General features: G+C 34.3%; 17 protein-coding genes and 1 tRNA gene. 2 read left to right on the forward strand and 16 right to left on the reverse strand.

Annotated elements, in window-relative coordinates; translation table 11 throughout:
- Positions 1 to 68 precede the first annotated feature (68 nt).
- The 9 genes from GKZ88_RS05890 to GKZ88_RS05930 form a co-directional block, all read right to left on the reverse strand.
- Entirely contained in the window at positions 69 to 1,652 is a 1,584-nt protein-coding gene (locus tag GKZ88_RS05890) for an MFS transporter (RefSeq protein ID WP_155101457.1), read from the reverse strand.
- Between the two features lies 1 nt (position 1,653).
- Complete coding sequence (locus tag GKZ88_RS05895) at positions 1,654 to 2,703, reverse strand: HlyD family secretion protein (RefSeq protein ID WP_155101458.1); 1,050 nt, start codon at positions 2,701 to 2,703, stop codon at positions 1,654 to 1,656.
- A 68-nt stretch (positions 2,704 to 2,771) separates the two neighbouring features.
- Positions 2,772 to 4,124 (reverse strand): TolC family protein, encoded by a 1,353-nt coding sequence (locus GKZ88_RS05900; RefSeq protein WP_155101459.1) that lies wholly within the window; start codon positions 4,122 to 4,124, stop codon positions 2,772 to 2,774.
- Between the two features lie 261 nt (positions 4,125 to 4,385).
- A complete protein-coding gene (locus GKZ88_RS05905; protein ID WP_155101460.1) occupies positions 4,386 to 5,207 on the reverse strand; it encodes an AraC family transcriptional regulator in 822 nt (273 codons plus the stop codon).
- A 179-nt stretch (positions 5,208 to 5,386) separates the two neighbouring features.
- A tRNA-Asp gene (locus GKZ88_RS05910) sits at positions 5,387 to 5,460 on the reverse strand.
- Positions 5,461 to 5,707: 247 nt separating this feature from the next.
- Positions 5,708 to 6,415: a methyltransferase gene (locus GKZ88_RS05915; protein WP_155101461.1), complete on the reverse strand. Its 708-nt coding sequence runs from the start codon at positions 6,413 to 6,415 to the stop codon at positions 5,708 to 5,710.
- A gap of 98 nt (positions 6,416 to 6,513) precedes the next feature.
- Positions 6,514 to 6,864 carry a four helix bundle protein gene (locus GKZ88_RS05920; RefSeq protein WP_155101462.1) on the reverse strand — a complete coding sequence of 117 codons (351 nt, stop codon included), beginning with the start codon at positions 6,862 to 6,864 and terminating at the stop codon, positions 6,514 to 6,516.
- A 208-nt stretch (positions 6,865 to 7,072) separates the two neighbouring features.
- On the reverse strand, positions 7,073 to 7,597 hold the full coding sequence (rimM, locus tag GKZ88_RS05925) for a ribosome maturation factor RimM (RefSeq protein ID WP_155101463.1): 525 nt from the start codon (positions 7,595 to 7,597) through the stop codon (positions 7,073 to 7,075).
- 15 nt (positions 7,598 to 7,612) lie between these two features.
- The gene (locus GKZ88_RS05930; protein WP_155101464.1) at positions 7,613 to 8,179 is read right to left on the reverse strand and encodes a 30S ribosomal protein S16; all 567 of its coding nucleotides are present in this window, start codon (positions 8,177 to 8,179) and stop codon (positions 7,613 to 7,615) included.
- Positions 8,180 to 8,376: 197 nt separating this feature from the next.
- Here GKZ88_RS05930 and GKZ88_RS05935 point away from each other — a divergent pair, with 197 nt between their 5' ends.
- Entirely contained in the window at positions 8,377 to 8,859 is a 483-nt protein-coding gene (locus GKZ88_RS05935) for a DUF6252 family protein (RefSeq protein WP_155101465.1), read from the forward strand.
- 131 nt (positions 8,860 to 8,990) lie between these two features.
- Positions 8,991 to 9,347 carry an RNA-binding protein gene (locus GKZ88_RS05940; RefSeq protein WP_073483663.1) on the forward strand — a complete coding sequence of 119 codons (357 nt, stop codon included), beginning with the start codon at positions 8,991 to 8,993 and terminating at the stop codon, positions 9,345 to 9,347.
- A 139-nt stretch (positions 9,348 to 9,486) separates the two neighbouring features.
- Here the strand turns inward: GKZ88_RS05940 and leuB are convergent, their stop codons facing one another.
- From leuB to GKZ88_RS05975, 7 genes are all read right to left on the reverse strand, one after another.
- The gene (gene leuB / locus GKZ88_RS05945; RefSeq protein WP_155101466.1) at positions 9,487 to 10,548 is read right to left on the reverse strand and encodes a 3-isopropylmalate dehydrogenase; all 1,062 of its coding nucleotides are present in this window, start codon (positions 10,546 to 10,548) and stop codon (positions 9,487 to 9,489) included.
- A gap of 151 nt (positions 10,549 to 10,699) precedes the next feature.
- On the reverse strand, positions 10,700 to 12,220 hold the full coding sequence (locus GKZ88_RS05950; protein WP_155101467.1) for an alpha-isopropylmalate synthase regulatory domain-containing protein: 1,521 nt from the start codon (positions 12,218 to 12,220) through the stop codon (positions 10,700 to 10,702).
- A gap of 139 nt (positions 12,221 to 12,359) precedes the next feature.
- Positions 12,360 to 12,956, reverse strand: coding sequence for a 3-isopropylmalate dehydratase small subunit (leuD, locus tag GKZ88_RS05955; protein ID WP_155101468.1), 597 nt, complete (start codon positions 12,954 to 12,956; stop codon positions 12,360 to 12,362).
- A 170-nt stretch (positions 12,957 to 13,126) separates the two neighbouring features.
- Positions 13,127 to 14,521 (reverse strand): 3-isopropylmalate dehydratase large subunit, encoded by a 1,395-nt coding sequence (leuC, locus tag GKZ88_RS05960; protein WP_155101469.1) that lies wholly within the window; start codon positions 14,519 to 14,521, stop codon positions 13,127 to 13,129.
- A 510-nt stretch (positions 14,522 to 15,031) separates the two neighbouring features.
- Positions 15,032 to 18,268, reverse strand: a complete 3,237-nt coding sequence (locus GKZ88_RS05965) for a T9SS type B sorting domain-containing protein (protein ID WP_155101470.1) — start codon at positions 18,266 to 18,268, stop codon at positions 15,032 to 15,034.
- Between the two features lie 39 nt (positions 18,269 to 18,307).
- Complete coding sequence (locus GKZ88_RS05970) at positions 18,308 to 19,228, reverse strand: helix-turn-helix domain-containing protein (protein WP_155101471.1); 921 nt, start codon at positions 19,226 to 19,228, stop codon at positions 18,308 to 18,310.
- A 72-nt stretch (positions 19,229 to 19,300) separates the two neighbouring features.
- Positions 19,301 to 20,104: an SDR family oxidoreductase gene (locus GKZ88_RS05975; protein WP_155101472.1), complete on the reverse strand. Its 804-nt coding sequence runs from the start codon at positions 20,102 to 20,104 to the stop codon at positions 19,301 to 19,303.
- Between the last annotated feature and the right edge of the window lie 227 nt (positions 20,105 to 20,331).

Consider the following 20,331-nt stretch of genomic DNA (forward strand, 5'->3'; position numbering starts at 1 on the left):
TCTATTGCTTTAAAATAAATCTTTGGACCTTTTGGAATTTGGAATTTTAAAAAATTGGAATTTGCATTTTAGCCGATCCAAATTTTGCTTTTAACCAAAGTCATTGTTTGTCTCAAATGCTGATTACACGCAATCAGAATAATCAAAACCAATAAACCATAACCTACAGTAGTATAAATCTCCATATCGGCCAATAAAGTGGCTTGTTTGGCAACTGTTCCGAATACTTTTTTCAAGGCCAAAGTATTCGCATTATCTGCCGAATATCCTTTTGCTATAAAACTTTGTGCTGTTGAAGCAATAGTTTGTTGTGCTTCGGGATTTTCGCCCGTTACAAACTGACTTAGTTTTAAAAAGTGTTTTTTGTTTAAAAATACTACCGCATTTTGCATCACACAAAAACCAATTGTGCTTCCCCAAAAACGACCGGAAACGCCGACAATTCCAGAAGAAACCGCCATTTTTGCCGGAACCGAAGATGTGGTAAACAAAATTAACGGAACAAATAAAAATCCAACTCCAATCCCTTGTAAAACATAGGGAATAATAATATCCGATAAAGCCACATCGGGAACAAAAAGAAACGTAAACCAAAAATGAAACAACGCAATCAGCGAAAAACCAATTATAAAAATGATTTTCGTCGAAACGGATTTCATCAGGAAATAGGCGGCTAAAATTAAACCGATTACATTTCCTAAGCCGTTAATGTATTGCACACCTGCAACGCGCGACGGATCCCAGTTCCAAATCGAAAACATCGCCGAATGACAAAGACTCAGTGTTGCTCTGCTGATGTAAAAAAGGAAAAACAATAAAAATCCGATTCGCAGATTGGCGTATTTAAAAACTTCAAAATCAAAAGTCGGTCTTTTTACCAAACGTTCTTTAAAGATGAATAAACCGCCTGTAATCAAGGCAATCATCAGTATTAAAACCATTTGAGAAGACTCAAACCAATATTTTTTCTCCGCATAAACAAAAAAGTAGGCACCGCAAAGAATGGCAGTTAAAACCAAAAAATAACTCATCCAGTCGATTTGATACAACGGAATTTTCTTTGTGATTCGGTGCCCACGAAAAGTAACTAAGATTAAAAAGACATTCAAAACCTGCAATCCGCCCGAAACATACAACATGTATTTCCAATCGTAATGATCCAGAAACCAAACCGCAATATTCATAATAAATGGCGTCGACAATAACAGCGAACCGTAATAAAAGGAGAAACCAATGATAATGGCATTTTTCGAATTAAACTGTTCGATCAATAATTGTCTGATCGTAATTACCGGAAGCGCCATTAAGATTCCCTCAACAACTCTCAGTACTAAAAAAAGATAAAAATTAGTAATATAAGCCGATGAAACAATCGTAATTCCGATTACGGAATAAACCGCCATCAAGTAATTTTTGGCAGGAAAAAAACTCGAAAATCGACTTTCGATCAAAATCGTTGCCAGCAAAGTTCCGTATGTAACACACATCGCAAACTGCAAATCTTCGGGCTCAATGTCCAGAAAACTTGCTGCGTAAGTTACATTTGAAGTATAAACTCCCAATAAAATCATGGAATGCAGCAAACAGACAAACAAAATAATAATGATTGCCCATTTTGGAACCCAGGATTTAAAAATACTTTTATCTTCCATTTTAGTGTGCTGCGATCACAGTGATATTCATTCCCGCTCTTAAAAAATCAGTTTGTTTGCCGTTGTCTTTTAACTGAATTCGAACCGGAATTCTTTGTTCAATTTTCACGAAGTTTCCCGTTGCATTATCCGGAGGAAGCAATGAAAATCTTGCTCCGCTCGCAGGCGATAAAGACGCAATTGTACCCACGAAAGTTTTGTCGCTCAAAGCATCGGCTTTAATTTCAACATCCTGACCTATGGTTAAATATTGCAATTGCGTTTCTTTAAAATTGGCTGTAATCCATTTTTCTTTGCTTACAATTGAAAGTAAAGATTGTCCTTCTTTTACCAATTGTCCAGGCTGTAAAGTTCGTTTTCCAACCCAGCCGTCATAAGGTGCGGTAATGATCGTGTACGAAAGAAACAATGCAGCATTATCGGCCAGAGCTTGTTTTGATGCAATATTCGTTTGCGTTGTCGGAACATTCGCTTCGGCAACAGAAGTACTTAAAGTAGCCGAATGAATTCTGTTTTTCATTTCGTCAAAATGCGCCTGCGCCGATTCGTAATCAGCCTTTACTTTTTCTAATTGCTGAGAGGTTGCCGCTTCTTCTTTCACCAAAGCTTTATACCTTTCGTATTCCAGTTTTGTTTTCCAAAGCGTCGATTTCGCGCCATCCAACTGCGATTCGTTAATGGCCGTTGCACTTGCTGTTGTTGCCACATTTTTTTCGGCTACAACGCTATTTTGTTTCGCATTTTGAACATCGGCAAGAGCCACATTCAATTTCGATTTATATTCGCGATTGTCAATCACCACCAAAGTATCGCCTTTATGCACAAATTGGTTTTCGTAAAAACGAACTTCCTGCACATAACCCGTAATACGCGACATAATTGGCGTTACATATTGTTCTACTTGTGCATCATTGGTTTCTTCATGATTCCTGTTGAATACATAAAACCAAATTCCCAAAATAATTCCGCTCGCAACCAAAGCACAAGCAATTATTGTTATTAATATATGAAACGTTCTGTTTCTTCTAGTTTCATTTTTTATCTTAACCATAAACTCTATATTTCTGTCTATTTTTCTTTTCTAGTCTATTCTCTATATTCTATTTTCTATGCTCTAAACTAAATCTCGTTTGGCATAATCCCAGCCGTATGAAGCAACTCATAATGTTTTAAAACGGCATCCAATCGTGTAGAAATTTTGTTGTATTTCGCCTGAAGCAAAGCATTATCAGCATCGACCATTTCGGTAATTAAAACCAATTGATTTAAATATTTCAGTTTTACGATTCGGTAATTTTCATCGGCTAAAGCCAAAGCTTTATCCACCACTACAAACTTTTCAAGGATTTCCTGATATTGGGTATGTTCTTTAAAAAGCTGATCCTGAATCTCCTCTTTTACAATTTCCGACTGCATTTTTTGCCATTCGATTTTTGTATTGGCTTGTGCGACTTTCGTTTTGTTTTTATATAAAGAAGAAATGTCAAAACTCGCTTCAACACCAATTTGTCCTAAAGTGTACAAATATGGATTTGGCGGAAAAAATTTGTAATTCGGGTAATAAAAACCATAATTCCCGAAGAAGTTTACCGTTGGAAGATAATTTCCTTTAACCAGTTTCAGTTCTGTTTTTTTGATATTTAATTCCTGACTTGCGATTCGCATTTCTTCATTAGCGAAAGCTTTTTCCAAATAAAAATCATATTGATCCAAACTGTTCATTTCATCCAGATTAGAAGTTGTATCAATCGCGATTTCCTCGTTTTCCGGAATCTGAATTAAAGTTTTCAGATCGTGAAGCGCAATTTTTATGTTTTTGGAATTGGTAAGCGCGTTCAATTCACGATCCGAAAGCTGTAATTCGGCTCTAATGACTTCGTTTTTGGTAATCGTTCCGTGTTTTTGAAGCGACTGTACTTCTTTCAATCGGCTTTTTTCTTCTTTGATGTTTTCTTCAAAAATCTTCTGAAGTTCCATCATTTTATAAATCGACAGATAATTTGCTACTACTTCAAGCTCGATATCATTTTCGGTTTTTTCCGTTTTTATTTTGGCAATTTCGCTTTCCTGATTGGCAATTTTGATGGCATTATTGATTTTATTTCCAGCATAAATTGGCATTTTAAAAGTCGAATTCACCTGATAAATTTCAGGAATTGCTTTGGTTACTTCTTTACCATTTAAGAAACCGCTTCCTTTAAATTCCGTAATATTGGTAATTCTGGAATATTCACCGTTTAATTCGATATCCGGCAAACGGAGGTCTTTTCTTTCCTTGATGTTTTGCTCCGAGAGCGTGATCTCCAATTGAGATCTAAGAATTTTTTTATTGTTTTCTTTGGCCAGTTTTACCGCTTCGTTTAATGAAACCGTATGGATTTCCTGAGCTTGCGTAGTATTAAATACTATTAGAAATAATAACAGGATTTTGAGAAAACAATCGTCTGTAGAATTTGTTGTTTTAAGAAACATGAGTACATAAATAATTTATGGTGCAAAGTTCCTACATTTTTCTGTTGACTGATAATTCTAAAAAGTCAATAACGTATTCATTTCGGACAAATGTTAAAATCGCATTTTTCGAAAACGTTATATTAAAATACTGAAAAACAATTTATTACAAAATAGATTTAGTTGGTATTATTTTTTATACCTCTCGCAGATTTGGCTGATTGTTCAGATTTTATTTTAATACAATTAATTATCTGCAAAATCTGCGGGAGAAAAAATAAATCATTTTCGTTCCAAAATCTCCTCACCATTTAAGTAATCAGAAGGTCTTTGGCCTAAAATCTTGAAGAATGTGTTACTGAAAGTCGGAACACTATTATAACCAACTTCCTGGGCTACCTCTTTTACCGAAAGTTTTCTCTCTAATAAAAGTTCGATCGCTTTTAAGATTCGGCGAATGGTGTAATATTGAATGAAAGACATTTTGAGATCTTTTTGAAACAGGCGATACAAGGAGCGTTCGCTGTAACCAAATTCATGAGCAACCTCAGCAAATAAAATCGTTTCTCCGAGATTGTTTTCGATATAACGCAGAATTTTCCCAAGTCGTTTGTCTTTTGGCTGTGGCAATTCTAAAGGCAAATTATTGGTGCAAATTTGAGGAAGAATCGCTTTTATCGCTTTCGCAATGGTAAAATTTGAAGTTCCTTGTTTAAGATCACCATTCCATCGATTGGTAAAAAGCATCATTTGCAGCAGTAAATTATTGACGGGATAAATTCCTTCGACTTTATAAAACTCCTCTTCCTCTTTTTCAACCGGAAAATAGAGATTTCGCATCATCACGTGTTCCGACTTTGGTTCGATACTGTGCTCTAAACCTGCCGGAATCCAGATAAAATGTCTTGCGGGCAAAAAGTAAGATTTCGTTTCGGTGGTCACAAAAACGACATCGCCTTCCGCATATAACATTTGCGCTTTTTCGTGTTTATGTCTTGGAACAAACAATTCTCCCATTATATCATGATGACAGTAAATGCTTTTTTTATCAGCATCTACTTTTGTGATATAATATTGGTCTACTTTAAAAGTTGATTGTTCCATTGAAATAATTTCTTGCGATATATAAATATAAGAAATTAAAATTCCAATATTTTAAAATTCCAAATTCCAATTAGTACATTGGGAGTTTGGAATTTGGAATTTTTTATTTGGGATTTATTTTAGAAGAATTTCTAAAATCAAAAAAGCCTTTCCGTTAAGAAAGGCTTCTTCCAATATTGCGGTCTGGACGGGACTCGAACCCGCGACCCCATGCGTGACAGGCATGTATTCTAACCAACTGAACTACCAAACCAACTGCGTTATTGTGAGTGCAAAAATACAACAGAAGTTGGATTCTGCAAGGGTTTTTGCGAATAAAAATTGAGAAATTTTTAATTGGTTAAAATCCAATATTTTATCGGGACGCCTCGGGACGGCAACAAATTCAAAAAGCAAGAACTTTCTTTCTTTTTAACCATAAAGCACGCAAAACTAAAAAACGCAAAGGGCGCAAAGCTTTAAAAAACTTTGCGCCCTTTGCGTAAATCATAGTATTCGATTTACATCTTCAGATAAAAATCCTTGGTCAATTCAATATATTCGGGAGTATAAATGTGACGATCTATTTCGATTATTAATTCATCCGTTTCAATGTCAGAAACTTCATTTCGGCTAAAAGCCAGTAAACTTCTTTTAATTTCTGATTTTGGAGTTCCTTTTACTCGAGTAATTTTGATTGGAAACAATTCGGCTTCTTTTGCTAAAGCAATGAATTTTTCTTCTTCTTTAAAAGGAATGATTATGGCTAATATTCCATTTTCAGATAAAAGTAAATCGGCAGCTTCGACGATTTCTTCAAAAGGCATTGCATCTTGAAATCGTGCTAAATCTCGTTGTTCGTTTTCGGTTTTATAATCTTCAGCATAAAAAGGCGGATTTGAAACTATCAAATCATATTCGTCTTCCGGCTCTTCAATAAATTCATCTAAACCCGCGTGAAAACAAAATAAGCGATCGCCCCAAAGTGAATTTTCAAAATTTTCTACCGCTTGTTCGTAAGCATCTTCATCAATTTCAAGCGCATCAATTTGTTCCGCATGAGTTCGCTGTGCAAGCATTAAAGCAATAATTCCAGTTCCTGCACCAATATCTAAAACACTAAATGGATTGTGATTTATCGGAGCCCAAGAACCCAACAAAACACCATCAGTACCAACTTTCATAGCGGTTTTGTCTTGTTTGACACTAAATTGCTTGAATGAAAACATAAATTAAAATTCCAATTTTTAAATTCCAAATTCCAATTTTAAGCTGAATGTGGATAGTTTATTTTACGATGCAAAAGTAAGACTAAAATCTCAATTAATTATTTTGATGTTTTAGTGATTATAGCTAATAGAATTTTTCTTAATTCTTCTATTTCAAATAATAGTGAATCAGAATTGGATCTTTGATCTGGATTTAATTCGTGTAGTAATCTCAACCAATATTTAGACTCTTTAGCTTCTTTACGAGATATTTTAAGTCTAAATATTAAATCTTTATCGCTAAGTTTTTCATTTGCTTCAATGTAATTTGCTCCAACTGAACCAGACGATCTTATTAGTTGTTTGCCATCTTCAATATTTGATGTTGTTTTTGATAAACTTCTAATGTATTGTCTACATTCTTTTGCAAACATAAATGTTCGTTCTTCTAAATCGTATGGTTTATTCATAAAGTAAATTCCAATTAATGAAAGTTTAAAGGTAAAGTAAACAGTATCGAAATATAAGTTTTTTCCTTCAAATTAATTTTAAGCAAAACGAAATATGTTTTTTTATAAGATTTAAAATTTTCCTCCCATTTTGGGTTTGAAATTTAAAACTTGGAATCTAACCTTTTCAAGGTTGGAATTTGGAATTTAAAAAATTGGAATTTCTAAATTAAAGATACATTTCCACCAATCCCTCAGGAAGGTTCATGATGACTTTTTTGTTTTCTCGGTCAATTTTTACCAAGAAATGGTCGATCATTGGAATTAATATTTCTACCTCACCATTCAAAACTTCAAAAAGAGGCTGTGCAGAAGAATCATTAATTGAAGTTATTTTTCCGAAAACACCTAAACGCTGGTCTTCGATTTCAAAACCAATAACTTCGTGGAAATAGAATTTATTGCCAGAAAGTTTAGGCAACATGGTTAAAGGAAGATAAACAGCATTTCCAACTAAGGCATCTGCTTCTTCTTCGTTATTTACATCTTCAAAACGAACTCTCAGAAAGTCGTTTTTATGCAAAGAACTTGTTTCAATAAAAAAAGGAACCAAGTGTTTGTTATGTTCAACAAACACTGATTCCAAATTTTCGTATAACTCAGGTTCGTCTGTGTCTAAATAGATCAGAACTTCACCTTTGAAACTAAATTTTTTAGCGATTTTACCTAAATAAAAACATTCTTCTTTACGCATTATCGCTAGGTAAAATTATGCTTCAGTTGTTTCGTTATTCTCTTCAGCAGCTGGTGCTTCTTCAGCAGCTTCAACTTCAGCAACTTCTTCAGTCGCCTCTGCAGCAGTTGCAGCAGCAATAGCATCAGCTTCAGCCTGAGCTGCAGCAGCTAAACGCTTAGCGTTAACTTCTTGTTCAGCTTTTAAAGCTTTAGCTTTAACATCAGCTTGTGCTTTTGATAAACCATCTTTTTTAGCATCAACTTTTCCAGCTTTAGCATCTAACCAAGCTGCTAATTTAGCGTCTGCTTGCTCTTGAGTTAAAGCTCCTTTACGGATACCTCCATCAAGGTGGTGTTTCAATAAAGCACCTTTGTAAGAAAGGATTGCTCTAGCAGTATCAGTTGGTTGAGCACCATTGTGCAACCATTTTACTGCGCTGTCAAGATTTAACTCAACAGTTGCTGGGTTTGTGTTTGGATTGTAAGTACCGATTTTCTCTAAGTATTTACCATCTCTTTTTGAGCGTGCATCTGCAGCTACAACCCAGTAAAAAGGTTTTCCTTTTTTACCGTGTCTTTGTAATCTAATTTTTACTGACATAATCTTATGATTAAAATTTTGAGGTACTCGACCTCTGTTAATTAAGGGCGCAAAGATATAATTTTTTTGTGAAATATGCGTTCCAAATACTATTAAATATTGTCGAGACATATTTTGGTTGTTTTTTTATTGTTTTTGACTCGAAATTTTAGATATTTATTTCAAATGCAATACTTTTGCATCAAATCCACGAAAACATGAAAAAATACTTTTATTTTTTATTACTTCTTATTGCTGCTACTTCATGCACAGAAGATGTAAAATTTAATAATCCCGCATTTCAAGGCTTGAAAGACAATGTGTTTTGGAGAGCTGTTGGCTATAAAGCGGCCGTTTCCATCAACAGTAATTTTGTGATCGAAGGCTCTTTAGGTTATGAAAAAGTGATGCTTCAAGTGGATAATACGGCTAAGAAAACCTATATTTTAGGTGTTAATGATGTTGTAAAAGCATCTTATGCCAATACTTTTCCTGGGAAAGAAACCGAATTTTCTACAGGTACAAAAAAGGGCAGCGGTCAAATTGTAATTACGGATTATGACAGTGTAAACAACACAATTTCCGGTACGTTCAAATTTAGCGCTGTAAATAGCAATACTGCAGATGTAGACAATCCGAAAGTTACTTTTACAGAAGGTGTTTTCTATAAAGTTCCTATTACGCCAAGACTTGAATATTAAACTTTTTCAATTGCTGGGTTAGTTTTATTCATATTCGTTTTTAAAATCTAAATAAAAACATAAATAAACTAATATATAGTAGATTACAGAAAAATAAGAGTACATTTGCTACATATTATAAATAAGTACATATGAACATTTTTGTTGGAAGCCTTCCATTCAGTATTGAGGAAGCAGATTTAAGAGAGTCTTTCGAGGCTTATGGAGCAGTAGATTCAGTTAAAATCATCACTGATAAATTTACTGGAAGAAGCAAAGGTTTTGGTTTCGTTGAGATGCCAAACGATGCGGAAGCTCAAAAAGCAATTGATGAATTGAACGGAGCTACTGTTCAAGGTCGTTCAATTGTTGTAAATAAATCTGAACCAAAACCTGAAGGTGAAAGAAGAAGCTTTAACAATAACAGCCGTGGTGGAGATTCACGCGGAGGTTATGGTGGAGGAAACCGTGGTGGAAATGACCGTGGTGGTAACAGAGGAGGATATTAATATTTTTTTTCTAAAATATAAAAGGGATCAACTTTCGTTGATCCCTTTTTTTTATGGTAATTTTTCTGTAGAGGTGCACAGCAGTGCGTCTAACATACCGAGAAGACGCACTGCTGTGCGTCTCTACGATTTCTTTTTATTACAAATTAGCAACTAACCAGTCACCAACTTCACTAGTTTTGTGTGATTTAGTTCCTTTTGGAGCTAAATCTTCTGTAACAACGCCTTGTTCTAAAGATTTGTTTACAACAGCACGAATAGCTTCAGCTTCATCTTTTAATCCGAATGCATCTTCGAACATCATGGCTGCAGATAAAATAGTTGCTAATGGATTTGCAATATTTAATCCAGTTGCCTGCGGATAAGATCCGTGGATTGGTTCGTACAATGAAGTATGTTCTCCAACAGAAGCTGAAGGCATTAATCCCATTGAACCAGAAATTACAGAAGCTTCATCTGTTAAAATATCTCCGAATAAATTCTCAGTGATTAATACATCATAAGAGTTTGGCCATTGAACTAAACGCATTGCAACAGCATCAACAAATTCGTAAGAAACTGTTACTTCTGGATAATCTTTTTCCATTGCTTGAACGGTTTCTCTCCACAAACGTGAAGTTTCTAAAACATTGGCTTTATCAACGCAGCATAATTTTTTAGAACGCGTCATTGCTAATTCGAAACCTTTTTTAGCTAAACGCTGTACTTCTGCACGAGTGTAAACACAATTGTCAAAAGCAGTTTCTCCGCCATCTTTTCTTCCTTTTTCTCCAAAGTAAATTCCGCCTGTTAATTCTCTTAAGAAAACCAAATCTGTCCCTTCGATTCTTTCTCTTTTTAAAGGAGAATTATCAATTAAAGAAGGAAATGTAAAAGTAGGACGAACGTTAGCAAATAACCCTAATTTTTTACGCATCAATAACAAACCTTGTTCTGGACGAACTGGTGCGCTTGGATCGTTATCGTATTTTGGGTGACCAATTGCTCCAAATAAAACGGCATCGGCTTTCATACAGATTTCATGAGTTTCATCAGGATAAGGAACTCCAACTGCGTCGATTGCGCAAGCTCCAGTCAAAGCAGGAGTCCAAGTTATTTCGTGATTGAATTTTTTTGCAATAGCATCAGATACTTTTACAGCTTCATTTATTACTTCTGGTCCGATTCCGTCTCCGGCTAAAAGGGCTATGTTTAATTTCATTCTATGTGTTATTTAAGATTCTAAGGTTCTGAGTTGCTAAGATTCTAAGGTTTTTTCTTATTGGCTTAGTTTTTTTAAGATTCTGAGCTTCTAAGTTTCTAAGTTCAAAGAAAAAAATCTTAGCAACTTAGAATCTTAGCGACTTAGCATCTTAGGCAATTACATTCAACATTTTTTGCGTTGCAATTATCGCCGCAACGGTTTGATCTGAGTCTAATCCGCGGGTTTTGAATTCTTTTCCGTTGTTGACCCATGTGATAATGGTTTCACACAACGCATCAGAACTACTTCCGGGCGGGATTCTAACTGCATAATCAATTAATTTTGGAAGCGTTAATTTTTTGCTTTTGTAAATCTTGGATAAAGCATTCATAAAAGCATCAAACTGACCATCTCCTTGTGCATTTTCCTCGATGATTTCTTCACCAAATTTTAAACACAAAGTCGTAGACGGACGCATTCCTTTTGAGTGTACTAATATATAGGACTCGATTTTTATTTTTTCTTCGTAAGTATGACTGTCCAAAACATCAGAAATAATGTATGGCAAATCTTCTTTGGTAACGGTTTCTTTTTTGTCGCCCAGTTCGATGATTCTTTGGGTAACCAATTTCAAATCTTCCTGATTTAATTTTAAACCTAATTCCTGAAGATTTTTTTCGATATTGGCTTTTCCTGAAGTTTTCCCTAAAGCGTATTTTCTTTTTCTTCCAAAACGTTCCGGAAGCAAATCATTAAAATATAAATTGTTTTTATTGTCACCATCAGCATGGATTCCAGCTGTTTGAGTAAAAACGTTATCACCAACAATTGGTTTGTTGGCCGGAATTCTATATCCGGTAAAAGTTTCAACCAGTTTGCTTACAGTATACAAAGAGGTTTCTTTGATGTTGATGCTAACTTCTGGCAAATAATCATTTATAACAGCAACAGTGCTTTCAAGCGGTGCATTTCCTGCGCGTTCTCCCATTCCGTTTACCGTAACATGAAGTCCGTTGATGCCTGCTTTTACGGCTTCCATGACGTTAGCAACGCTCAAGTCGTAATCGTTATGTGCGTGAAAATCGAAATGAATATTAGGATATTTTGCTCTGATTTTTGAAATAAATTCAAAAGCCTGCGACGGAATTAAAACGCCTAAAGTATCAGGAAGTAAAATTCTTTTTATTGGCTGAGTCGACAAGAAATCAAGAAATTGAAAAACATATTCTGGAGAATTTCGCATTCCGTTGCTCCAGTCTTCTAAATAAACATTCGTTTCAATATTATTTTCTTTCGCTAAAGCGATGATATTTGCAATTTCGGAAAAGTGTTGTTCTGGCGTTTTTTTTAATTGATGCGTTAAGTGATTCATGGAACCTTTGGTCAACAAATTCTGTACTTTGGCTCCGGCTTTTTTCATCCAGTCAATAGAAACGCCGCCGTCGACAAACGAAAGCACTTCAATTCTTTCAATATAACCGCGTTCTTCAGCCCAAGTGGTAATGCCTTTTACAGCTTGAAATTCTCCTTCGCTCACGCGCGCCGAAGCAATTTCGATTCGATCAATATTTAATTCCTCCAACAATAATTGTGCAATGGTCAGTTTTTCTGCAGCAGAAAAAGATACTCCTGAGGTTTGTTCACCATCACGAAGCGTCGTATCCATTATTTCAATTTTTCTTTTTTCCATTATTATATTGTTTGCTTTTAATAATAAGCATGGGTAATCTTAATGTCTTATGTTTTTGTGATCAGAATTAAATTAAAAGCAGCTACGAAGTCCAACTTTAAAGTTGAAACTTGCGTAACTGCGTTTGAGTTGGTTGTGTTTAGTAAGGAAGTTTATCGGCGAAAGCCACGATATCTTCTTTAATATTTTGCAAATAATCAATGTCATCAAAGCCATTAATCATATTGTTCTTTTTATATCCGTTAATCGCAAAAGATTCTTGCTGACCAGTTGCCAACAAAGTAATCGTTTGGTTTGGCAAGTTGATTTCTAATTCTGTTTTAGGATCAGCTTCAATTGCTTTGAAAATAGTTTCAGCAAATTCAGGGCTGATTTGAACTGGCAAAACACCAATGTTCAGACAGTTTCCTTTGAAGATATCAGCAAAGAAACTAGAAACTACAGCTCTAAAACCATAATCGTAAACTGCCCACGCAGCGTGCTCTCTTGAAGATCCAGAACCGAAATTTTTTCCTCCCACAAGAATTTTTCCAGAATAAGTTGCATCGTTTAAAACGAAATCAGCTTTTGGAGTATCGTCGCCATTATATCTCCAGTCTCTAAAAAGATTGTCTCCAAAACCTTCACGTTTTGTAGCTTTTAAGAAACGAGCCGGGATAATTTGATCTGTATCTACGTTTTCAATTGGCAGCGGCACTGCACTGCTGGTAAGTATATTAAATTTATCGTATGCCATTTTGATTTTTGATTTTTGATTAACGATTTCTGATTTTAGATTTATTGTTAGAATGTAAAATTGTAATCGTTAAATTTTTTTGTAAAATGTAAATTGAAATTTTAGAAGATTTTTTAATAAAGGTTACCGAAATCTGAAATCAAAAATCGTTAATCTTCATTCATAAATCTTTAAAAAAGCTCTCTCGGATCTGTTAGTTTTCCGGTAACAGCAGCAGCGGCAGCCATTATTGGACTTGCTAATAATGTTCTCGATCCAGGACCTTGGCGACCTTCAAAGTTTCGGTTTGAAGTACTTACTGCGTATTTTCCAGCAGGAACTTTATCATCGTTCATCGCTAAACAAGCAGAACAGCCCGGCTGACGTAATACGAAACCAGCTTCAGTCAAAATATCTAAAATACCTTCTTCTTTAATCTGAGCTTCCACAACGTGAGAACCCGGAACTAACCAAGCGGTAACATTATCTGCTTTTTTTCTTCCTTTTACAATTTCGGCGAAAGCCCTAAAATCTTCAATACGTCCGTTTGTACAGCTTCCTAAGAAAACATAATCAATTGGTTTTCCAATCATTACATCATCTTCATGGAATCCCATATAAGCAAGAGATTTTTTATAAGTTTCCTCACCGCCTTCCACTTGGTTGGCATTCGGAATATGTTTTGAGATACCAATTCCCATTCCAGGGTTAGTACCGTAAGTAATCATTGGTTCAATGTCTGCAGCGTTGATGTTTAATTCAGCATCAAAAACAGCATCAGCATCCGTTTTTAAAGTTTTCCAGTATTCAACAGCTTTAGTCCATGCTTCACCTTTTGGAGCGTAAAGTCTTCCTTCAAGGAAATCGAAAGTAGTTTGGTCAGGAGCGATCATTCCGCCTCGGGCACCCATTTCGATACTTAAATTACAAACTGTCATACGGCCTTCCATAGTCATGTTTTCAAAAACATCACCAGCATATTCAACAAAATAACCTGTTCCTCCAGAAGTAGTCAATTGCGCAATAATATAAAGTGCAACGTCTTTTGGTCCAACACCTTTGCTTAGTTGACCGTTTACGTTGATACGCATTTTCTTTGGTTTAGGCTGCATAATACATTGCGTAGAAAGCACCATCTCCACCTCAGAAGTTCCAATACCAAAAGCAATTGCGCCAAAAGCACCGTGAGTAGATGTATGTGAGTCACCACAAACAATAGTAGCACCTGGCAAAGTAATTCCGTTTTCAGGACCTACCACGTGTACAATTCCGTTTTTAATGTGACCTAATCCCCAGTGCGAAATTCCGTATTCGTTGGCATTGTCTTCAAGAGCTTGCAGCTGATTTGCTGACAAAGGATCCTGAACTGGTAAATGTTGGTTTATAGTTGGTGTATTGTGATCTGCAGTTGCAAAAGTACGTTCTGGGTATAGAACCTTAACGTCTCTGGCTTTTAATCCTAAAAAAGCAACAGGACTCGTAACTTCATGAATGAAATGGCGGTCAATAAAAAACACATCTGGTCCATCTTCAATTTTACGCACTACATGTGAATCCCATACTTTGTCAAATAATGTCTTACTCATTTTATTTTTTTTTAATTGTAATTCTGTAACCAAAGCAATTTCCTGCTCATTTATATTAGCCAAACAAAAGTAAAAAAAGATACAAAAGCGTCAATTTCAATATTTCATTATATACGATACCCAAAGTAAAATACAAATTGCGAATTGCCTTTTGTAAGCTAAAATTTGGAAGAAAAATGATTTTAAAAACGATTTTGTTTTTCTTTTTCGGTTTTTGTTTTATTTGATTGGTTTTTGTTTTGATAGTTTGCAAATTTATCTCAAAATAGCTATAAAATATAGCTGTTTAATGGAAAAAATGTAACAAATTGAATAAAAATAGTAATAATTACCAGTTTTGAATTCCAAGCAAAAAGAATGCTTTGTTGGTTTTTGAAGGCTTTTAAAAGAGTTTTTAAGACGTTATTTAGATTCAATAAATCATCGAAATACTACGACATCCAAGAAGTGTATTTTTATGAAATTTTATGAATTTTAAACCTGTTTTTTGAATTAGATAAAATTAGAGTTTTATCTTTTTAATGAAAAATGCCCTTTCTGAATTTGTCCATCAATAAATTTTATTTGAAACCAATAATCGTCAGATGGTTGTGGTAGATTACTAAATGTGCCATCCCATGAAGGGTTATTATTAGATAATTCTTTTAGGAGTTTGCCATATCTATTAAAAATGGTAATCAAATATTTTTTTTCCGTTGAGCCTGTCAATTGCCAAGTGTCATTATAGTTGTCTCCATTTGGAGTAAAGAATTTAGGGTAATTGAGTAATGATATTTTTTCTTCAAGATATCCACAGCCGTTTAATTCTTTTACAAAAACTGTATAATCTCCGCCTGTTAAATTTTCAAATATATTTTCCTTTTGAAAATTCACTCCATCTAAAGAATATTCATATTGTGCATTTGAATTGATTATAATTTCAATATTTTTAGAATCGCTAAAATCAATTGTTTTTATTTTGTAATCAGAAATAGTAGTAGCGTAAGTTAGCGTTACTGTTATTTCGGCTAAATCAATACCGCAATTTCCATTGTCTATCTTATAGGTGTATACACCTGAAGTATCTAATAAAGGATTAAATATTCCGTCTCCTCCTAATAATTCTGGATTCCAAAAACCTCCTTTGTTTGGATTCCCTTTTAATTTGTCAAATAGATTTATAGGGCCATTATTAATGCATAGCGAAAGGCTATTGCTTTCTCCCGCATTTGGGCGTTTAATGATTTTTACTGCAACTTCAGAATTACTATTTTGACATGAGCCATTTGTTACTGTATATTTGTAAATTCCCGGAGCATCTTTTTCTGGGTTGAATACTCCATTTCCACTTGACAATGTAGGATTCCATATTCCTCCGTTACTGGGTGAGCCATTCAAGCTATGAAATAAATCCACAGGAGCGCTATTTTCGCAAATAGACAAAGTTCCATTTTGTCCAGCACTGCGATAAGGGTCTACTTTTATTTCTATTTCAGCTTTAGCGCTACCACATTTTTCATTTGAAACAGTGTAGATGTATATTCCTGAAATATCTTTTTTTGGATCAAAAATGCCCGTTCCGCTTGATAAAGGAGGACTCCATGTTCCGCCAATATTTGGATTGCCTTTTAAAATCGTAAGTAAATCTATTGGATTATCATTGGCACAAATAGACAATTTATTGTTTTCGCCTGCATTCGGTAATTCTTGAATATTAACCACTATTTCGGCAGAATCGCTGGCACAGGATTCATTACTTACGGTGTATTTGTAAATTCCGGCAATATCTTTTTTAGGATCAAAAAAACTGGTTCCGCTCGATAGTGAAGGAGCCCAAATTCCTCCGGTATCTGGCAAACCATTTAAAATGGTTGATAAATCTACAGGTTCGCTGTTGCGACAAATTGTTAGAGTGCTGTTTTCTCCTGCATTGGGCAATAGTTTTTTAATAACAGTTACTTGAGCACTTTTAGTACCGCACTGACCATTAGAAACAGTATAAGTATAAATTCCCGATAGATCAGTTGAAGGATTAAAAATTCCGTTTCCTCCAGGAAGAGATGGACTCCATATTCCTCCTCTATCTGGATTTTCAGTTAAATAATTAAATAAATCTACAGGATTTTCATTAGAACATATATTTAAGTTTCCATTTTTACCAGCATTCAGCATATTGGCGGTTTGAAAATCAAAAATAGCATCGTTATTGCTGTCTGCAGGAGTGGTATAGCCGTCAGGTGCAGATTTTACAAGTCCATTTGCATCAACAGTACAAGGTGAATTTCCTAAATATCCATCTCCATCATTATCTTCAAAGCCAGCTTCAATAACATCATGACAGCCATCGTTATCACTGTCTAAATCTCTTGAATCTGGAAATCCATCTCCATTGGTATCTCTATTTGGAATTCCATTATCTTCAACAGTATCCAGAATCCCGTCATTGTCATCATCAAGGTCGACATTGTCCAGGATACCATCTCTGTCAAAATCTGGGACACATTCTTGTCTTAACTCATTTTCGTTACTGCATTTAGATGGGTTTTCTCTAATTTCAATCAAACCATATCTAAAAGGTGAAGATAGTAAGTCACAAATGGCAGAACAATCAGTAAGAGATGAATTGCCAAGTATTCCGAGTGTTTTGGAATTAGAGTCTGATTGTTCCCCTAATCTTACTAAAGATTGAAGTCCGTTTAAGTTTTTTAAAGAAAGATTGTAATTAATATTGATACCGCCTCCAATTTGGTTTAGATTTTTCAGTCCTTTTAAACTTTCAAGCTTTTTATTATCTGTAATTTCGGTTACTCCGGCAATTGATTTCAAATTATTGAAACCGTCTATTGATTTAAGTTCTTTGTTGTTCATTATGATAAGCCATCCAACAAGAGGACTGATGGTTCCAATCGATTTCAGATTATTAAAACTTGATAAGTTGATTATTCCGTTTTGCTCTAAAGTTAAACCTGAACCAATAATTTCTAAGCTTTCAAATTCCGGAATTGTCTTTAATAAAGGAGAGTTAATGCCAAAGGCAGATATGTAGCAATGTCCGCCTATTTTTTTTAAATTTTTAAATCCTTGAATCGAAACTAGTGAATTGGATCCGACGCTAAACTGATTGCCTATGACTTCTAATGCATTAAAGCCATTAACAGTGCTTAAGAGGTTTGATAATCCATTATTTGTAACATTAAAAGAGCCATTTATTGTTTTTAAAGTGTTAAAACCTGTTAGTTGACTTAAATTAGGACTTTCGCCAATATTAAAATTATTTACTTCAAGCAACTTATCAAATCCGGAAATTGTTTTTAAGAAGGCATTGCTAATTTGCAAATCACCTTTAATGGTTTCTAAATTCTTAAAGCCATTGATCGTTTCTAATTCATTATGATGGTTTTCATAAATTGACAGGTTTCCATTAACGGTTTTTAACTGATTAAATCCAATTAAATTTTTAATATATGTTGCTCTAATTGTTAAATTACCTCCTACATATTCTAAATTAAAAAAATTAGAGACATCTGATATTTTAGCATACTCCATAACTAAATTGCCTTCTATTCTTTTAATCGAAGTAAGTTTTGAAAAGTCATTAGCGCTTCCTCCAATTAATATATTGCCAGGTACGATTTCACAATTTGGATATAAGCGAACAAAATTGTCGATATCAGATTGTTGATACAATACAATATCACCAGTTGGACATTGAGAAAAAATTAGATTACAAAAGAATAATAAGGATAAAAAAAATATTTTTTTGAGCATGTAAAGTAGGCTTAACAGCGTCAAATATAATTTAAAAATCTAATTGAGAGAATTTTTAAACTCTAATGGAGTAAGATGGGTTTTCTTTTTAAACAGTTTGCTAAATGACTGAGGATATTCAAAACCCAATTGATAAGCAATTTCTGCCACCGAAAGATTTGTAGTCATCAGGAAATCTTTTGATTTTTCTATTAATTTGGAATGAATATGCTGCTGTGCATTCTGTCCTGTTAAATTGCGAAGCATATCGCTTAAATAATGACTGGAAACATTCACTTGTGAAGCAAGAAAATCTACAGAAGGCAAACCTCTTTTTAACGTTTCGGCATTATTAAAATAATCATTTAAAGTATCTTCTACTTTAAGTAATAAATCATTGCTGACCGTTTTTCTGGTAATGAATTGGCGTTTGTAAAAACGATTGCTGTAATTCAGTAAAACATCAATATACGAAACAATTACATCCTGACTCATTTCATCTATAGCATTATGAAGTTCATTATCAATGCTATTTAATATTCCTAAAATGGTTGTTTTTTCGCTGTCAGAAAGGTGCAGTGCTTCATTGGTATCATAGGAAAAGAAACCGTATTTTTTGATGTTTTTCCCTAAAGGATAATTTCTAATAAAATCTGGATGGAAAAGCAGTGTATAGCCAAAATATTCTGCTCCTTCTTCATTGTCTGTAAAAATTAACTGATTGGGTGAAGTAAACATTAATCCGCCTTCATTAAAATCATAATAACCCTGACCGTAGCCCATTTTTCCATTGGTAGAATACTTATAAGATATCTTATAGAAATCGAGCAAAAAAGCATTATTTGTTAAACCGGCATTTATAACCAATCTAGTATTGTCAACCAAAGTTATCATTGGATGAAGCGGTTTTTCCAGCTGAAACAAACTGTGAAATTGCGATATAGAGGAAATTTTTGACGGATTATTGTTTTTCTTTTCCATGATATAAATGTATAAAAAATTGAAAACTAATACCGCACAGATTATCAAAATCTGAACGGTATCAGGAATAAATTATGCTCCTAAAAATTGTTTGCCAAATGCAGCGCGAAAAACTTCGTCTCCTTGTTCCAGTCTTTGTTTGTAAAGTGCTTTAGCATCTTCTCCAGCCACATATCTCAGTTTGGTTTTTCCGTCAGTTGCAGCTTCATAAACAACATCGGCAATTTGTTCCGGAGTCGATGCTATTTCAAACATTACATCTACATTTTCAAACATTTTATTTGCCATTGCTTCGTATTCTGGTTTGACTCCGGTGTCAAGGGAACCGTGAAGAAATTCTGTTTTAATTCCGCCTGGAGAAACCGTTTTAATGTCTATTCCAAATTGATTTAATTCAAATGCCATACTTTCGCTCCAGCCCTCTAACCCCCATTTTGTTGCGTGATAAACAGATCCTAAAGGAAAAGAAATCAATCCGCCAATAGAAGTAGTTGAGATAAATAGACCATTTCTTTTTTCTCTGAAATACGGAATAAAAGCATTCGTAACGCGAATTGTTCCCAATAAATTAGTATTTAACTGTTTTGTGATTTGATCATCGTTAAAACTTTCCAAAGGACCAATCAATCCATAACCAGCATTATTAAAAACGACATCAATATCGCTTAATGCAATCGCTTTTTGAACCGTACTTTGAATTTGGTCATAATTGGTAACATCTAAAGGTAAAAGCGTTACGTTTTTTAATTGAGAAAGTTCAGTTTCTTTTTCCGGAGTTCTCATTGTTGCAATTACATTCCATCCTTTTGCTTGAAATAATTTTGCTGTTGCTTTTCCTAAACCTGATGATGCACCTGTGATAAAAATTGTTTTCATGATTATTATTTTTTAATTGTTATAATTTGATGAAGCAAAGTTCAGGATACAGTGCAGCTTAAAAGTGTTCATTTTGGTGCAATGAGTATCCAAAATGAATAATCGAATTTTTTTAAGATAAAAAGAACGAAATTCAGCTGTTTTCGCATTTAGAAAACGAAGATGTTAATTATGCTTTTGTTGATAACTTCGTTTTTCATTCGCTTAAAAAAAAGCGTAAATTTGAC

The sequence above is a fragment of the Flavobacterium sp. LC2016-01 genome, from assembly GCF_009711135.1.
Classification (GTDB): domain Bacteria; phylum Bacteroidota; class Bacteroidia; order Flavobacteriales; family Flavobacteriaceae; genus Flavobacterium.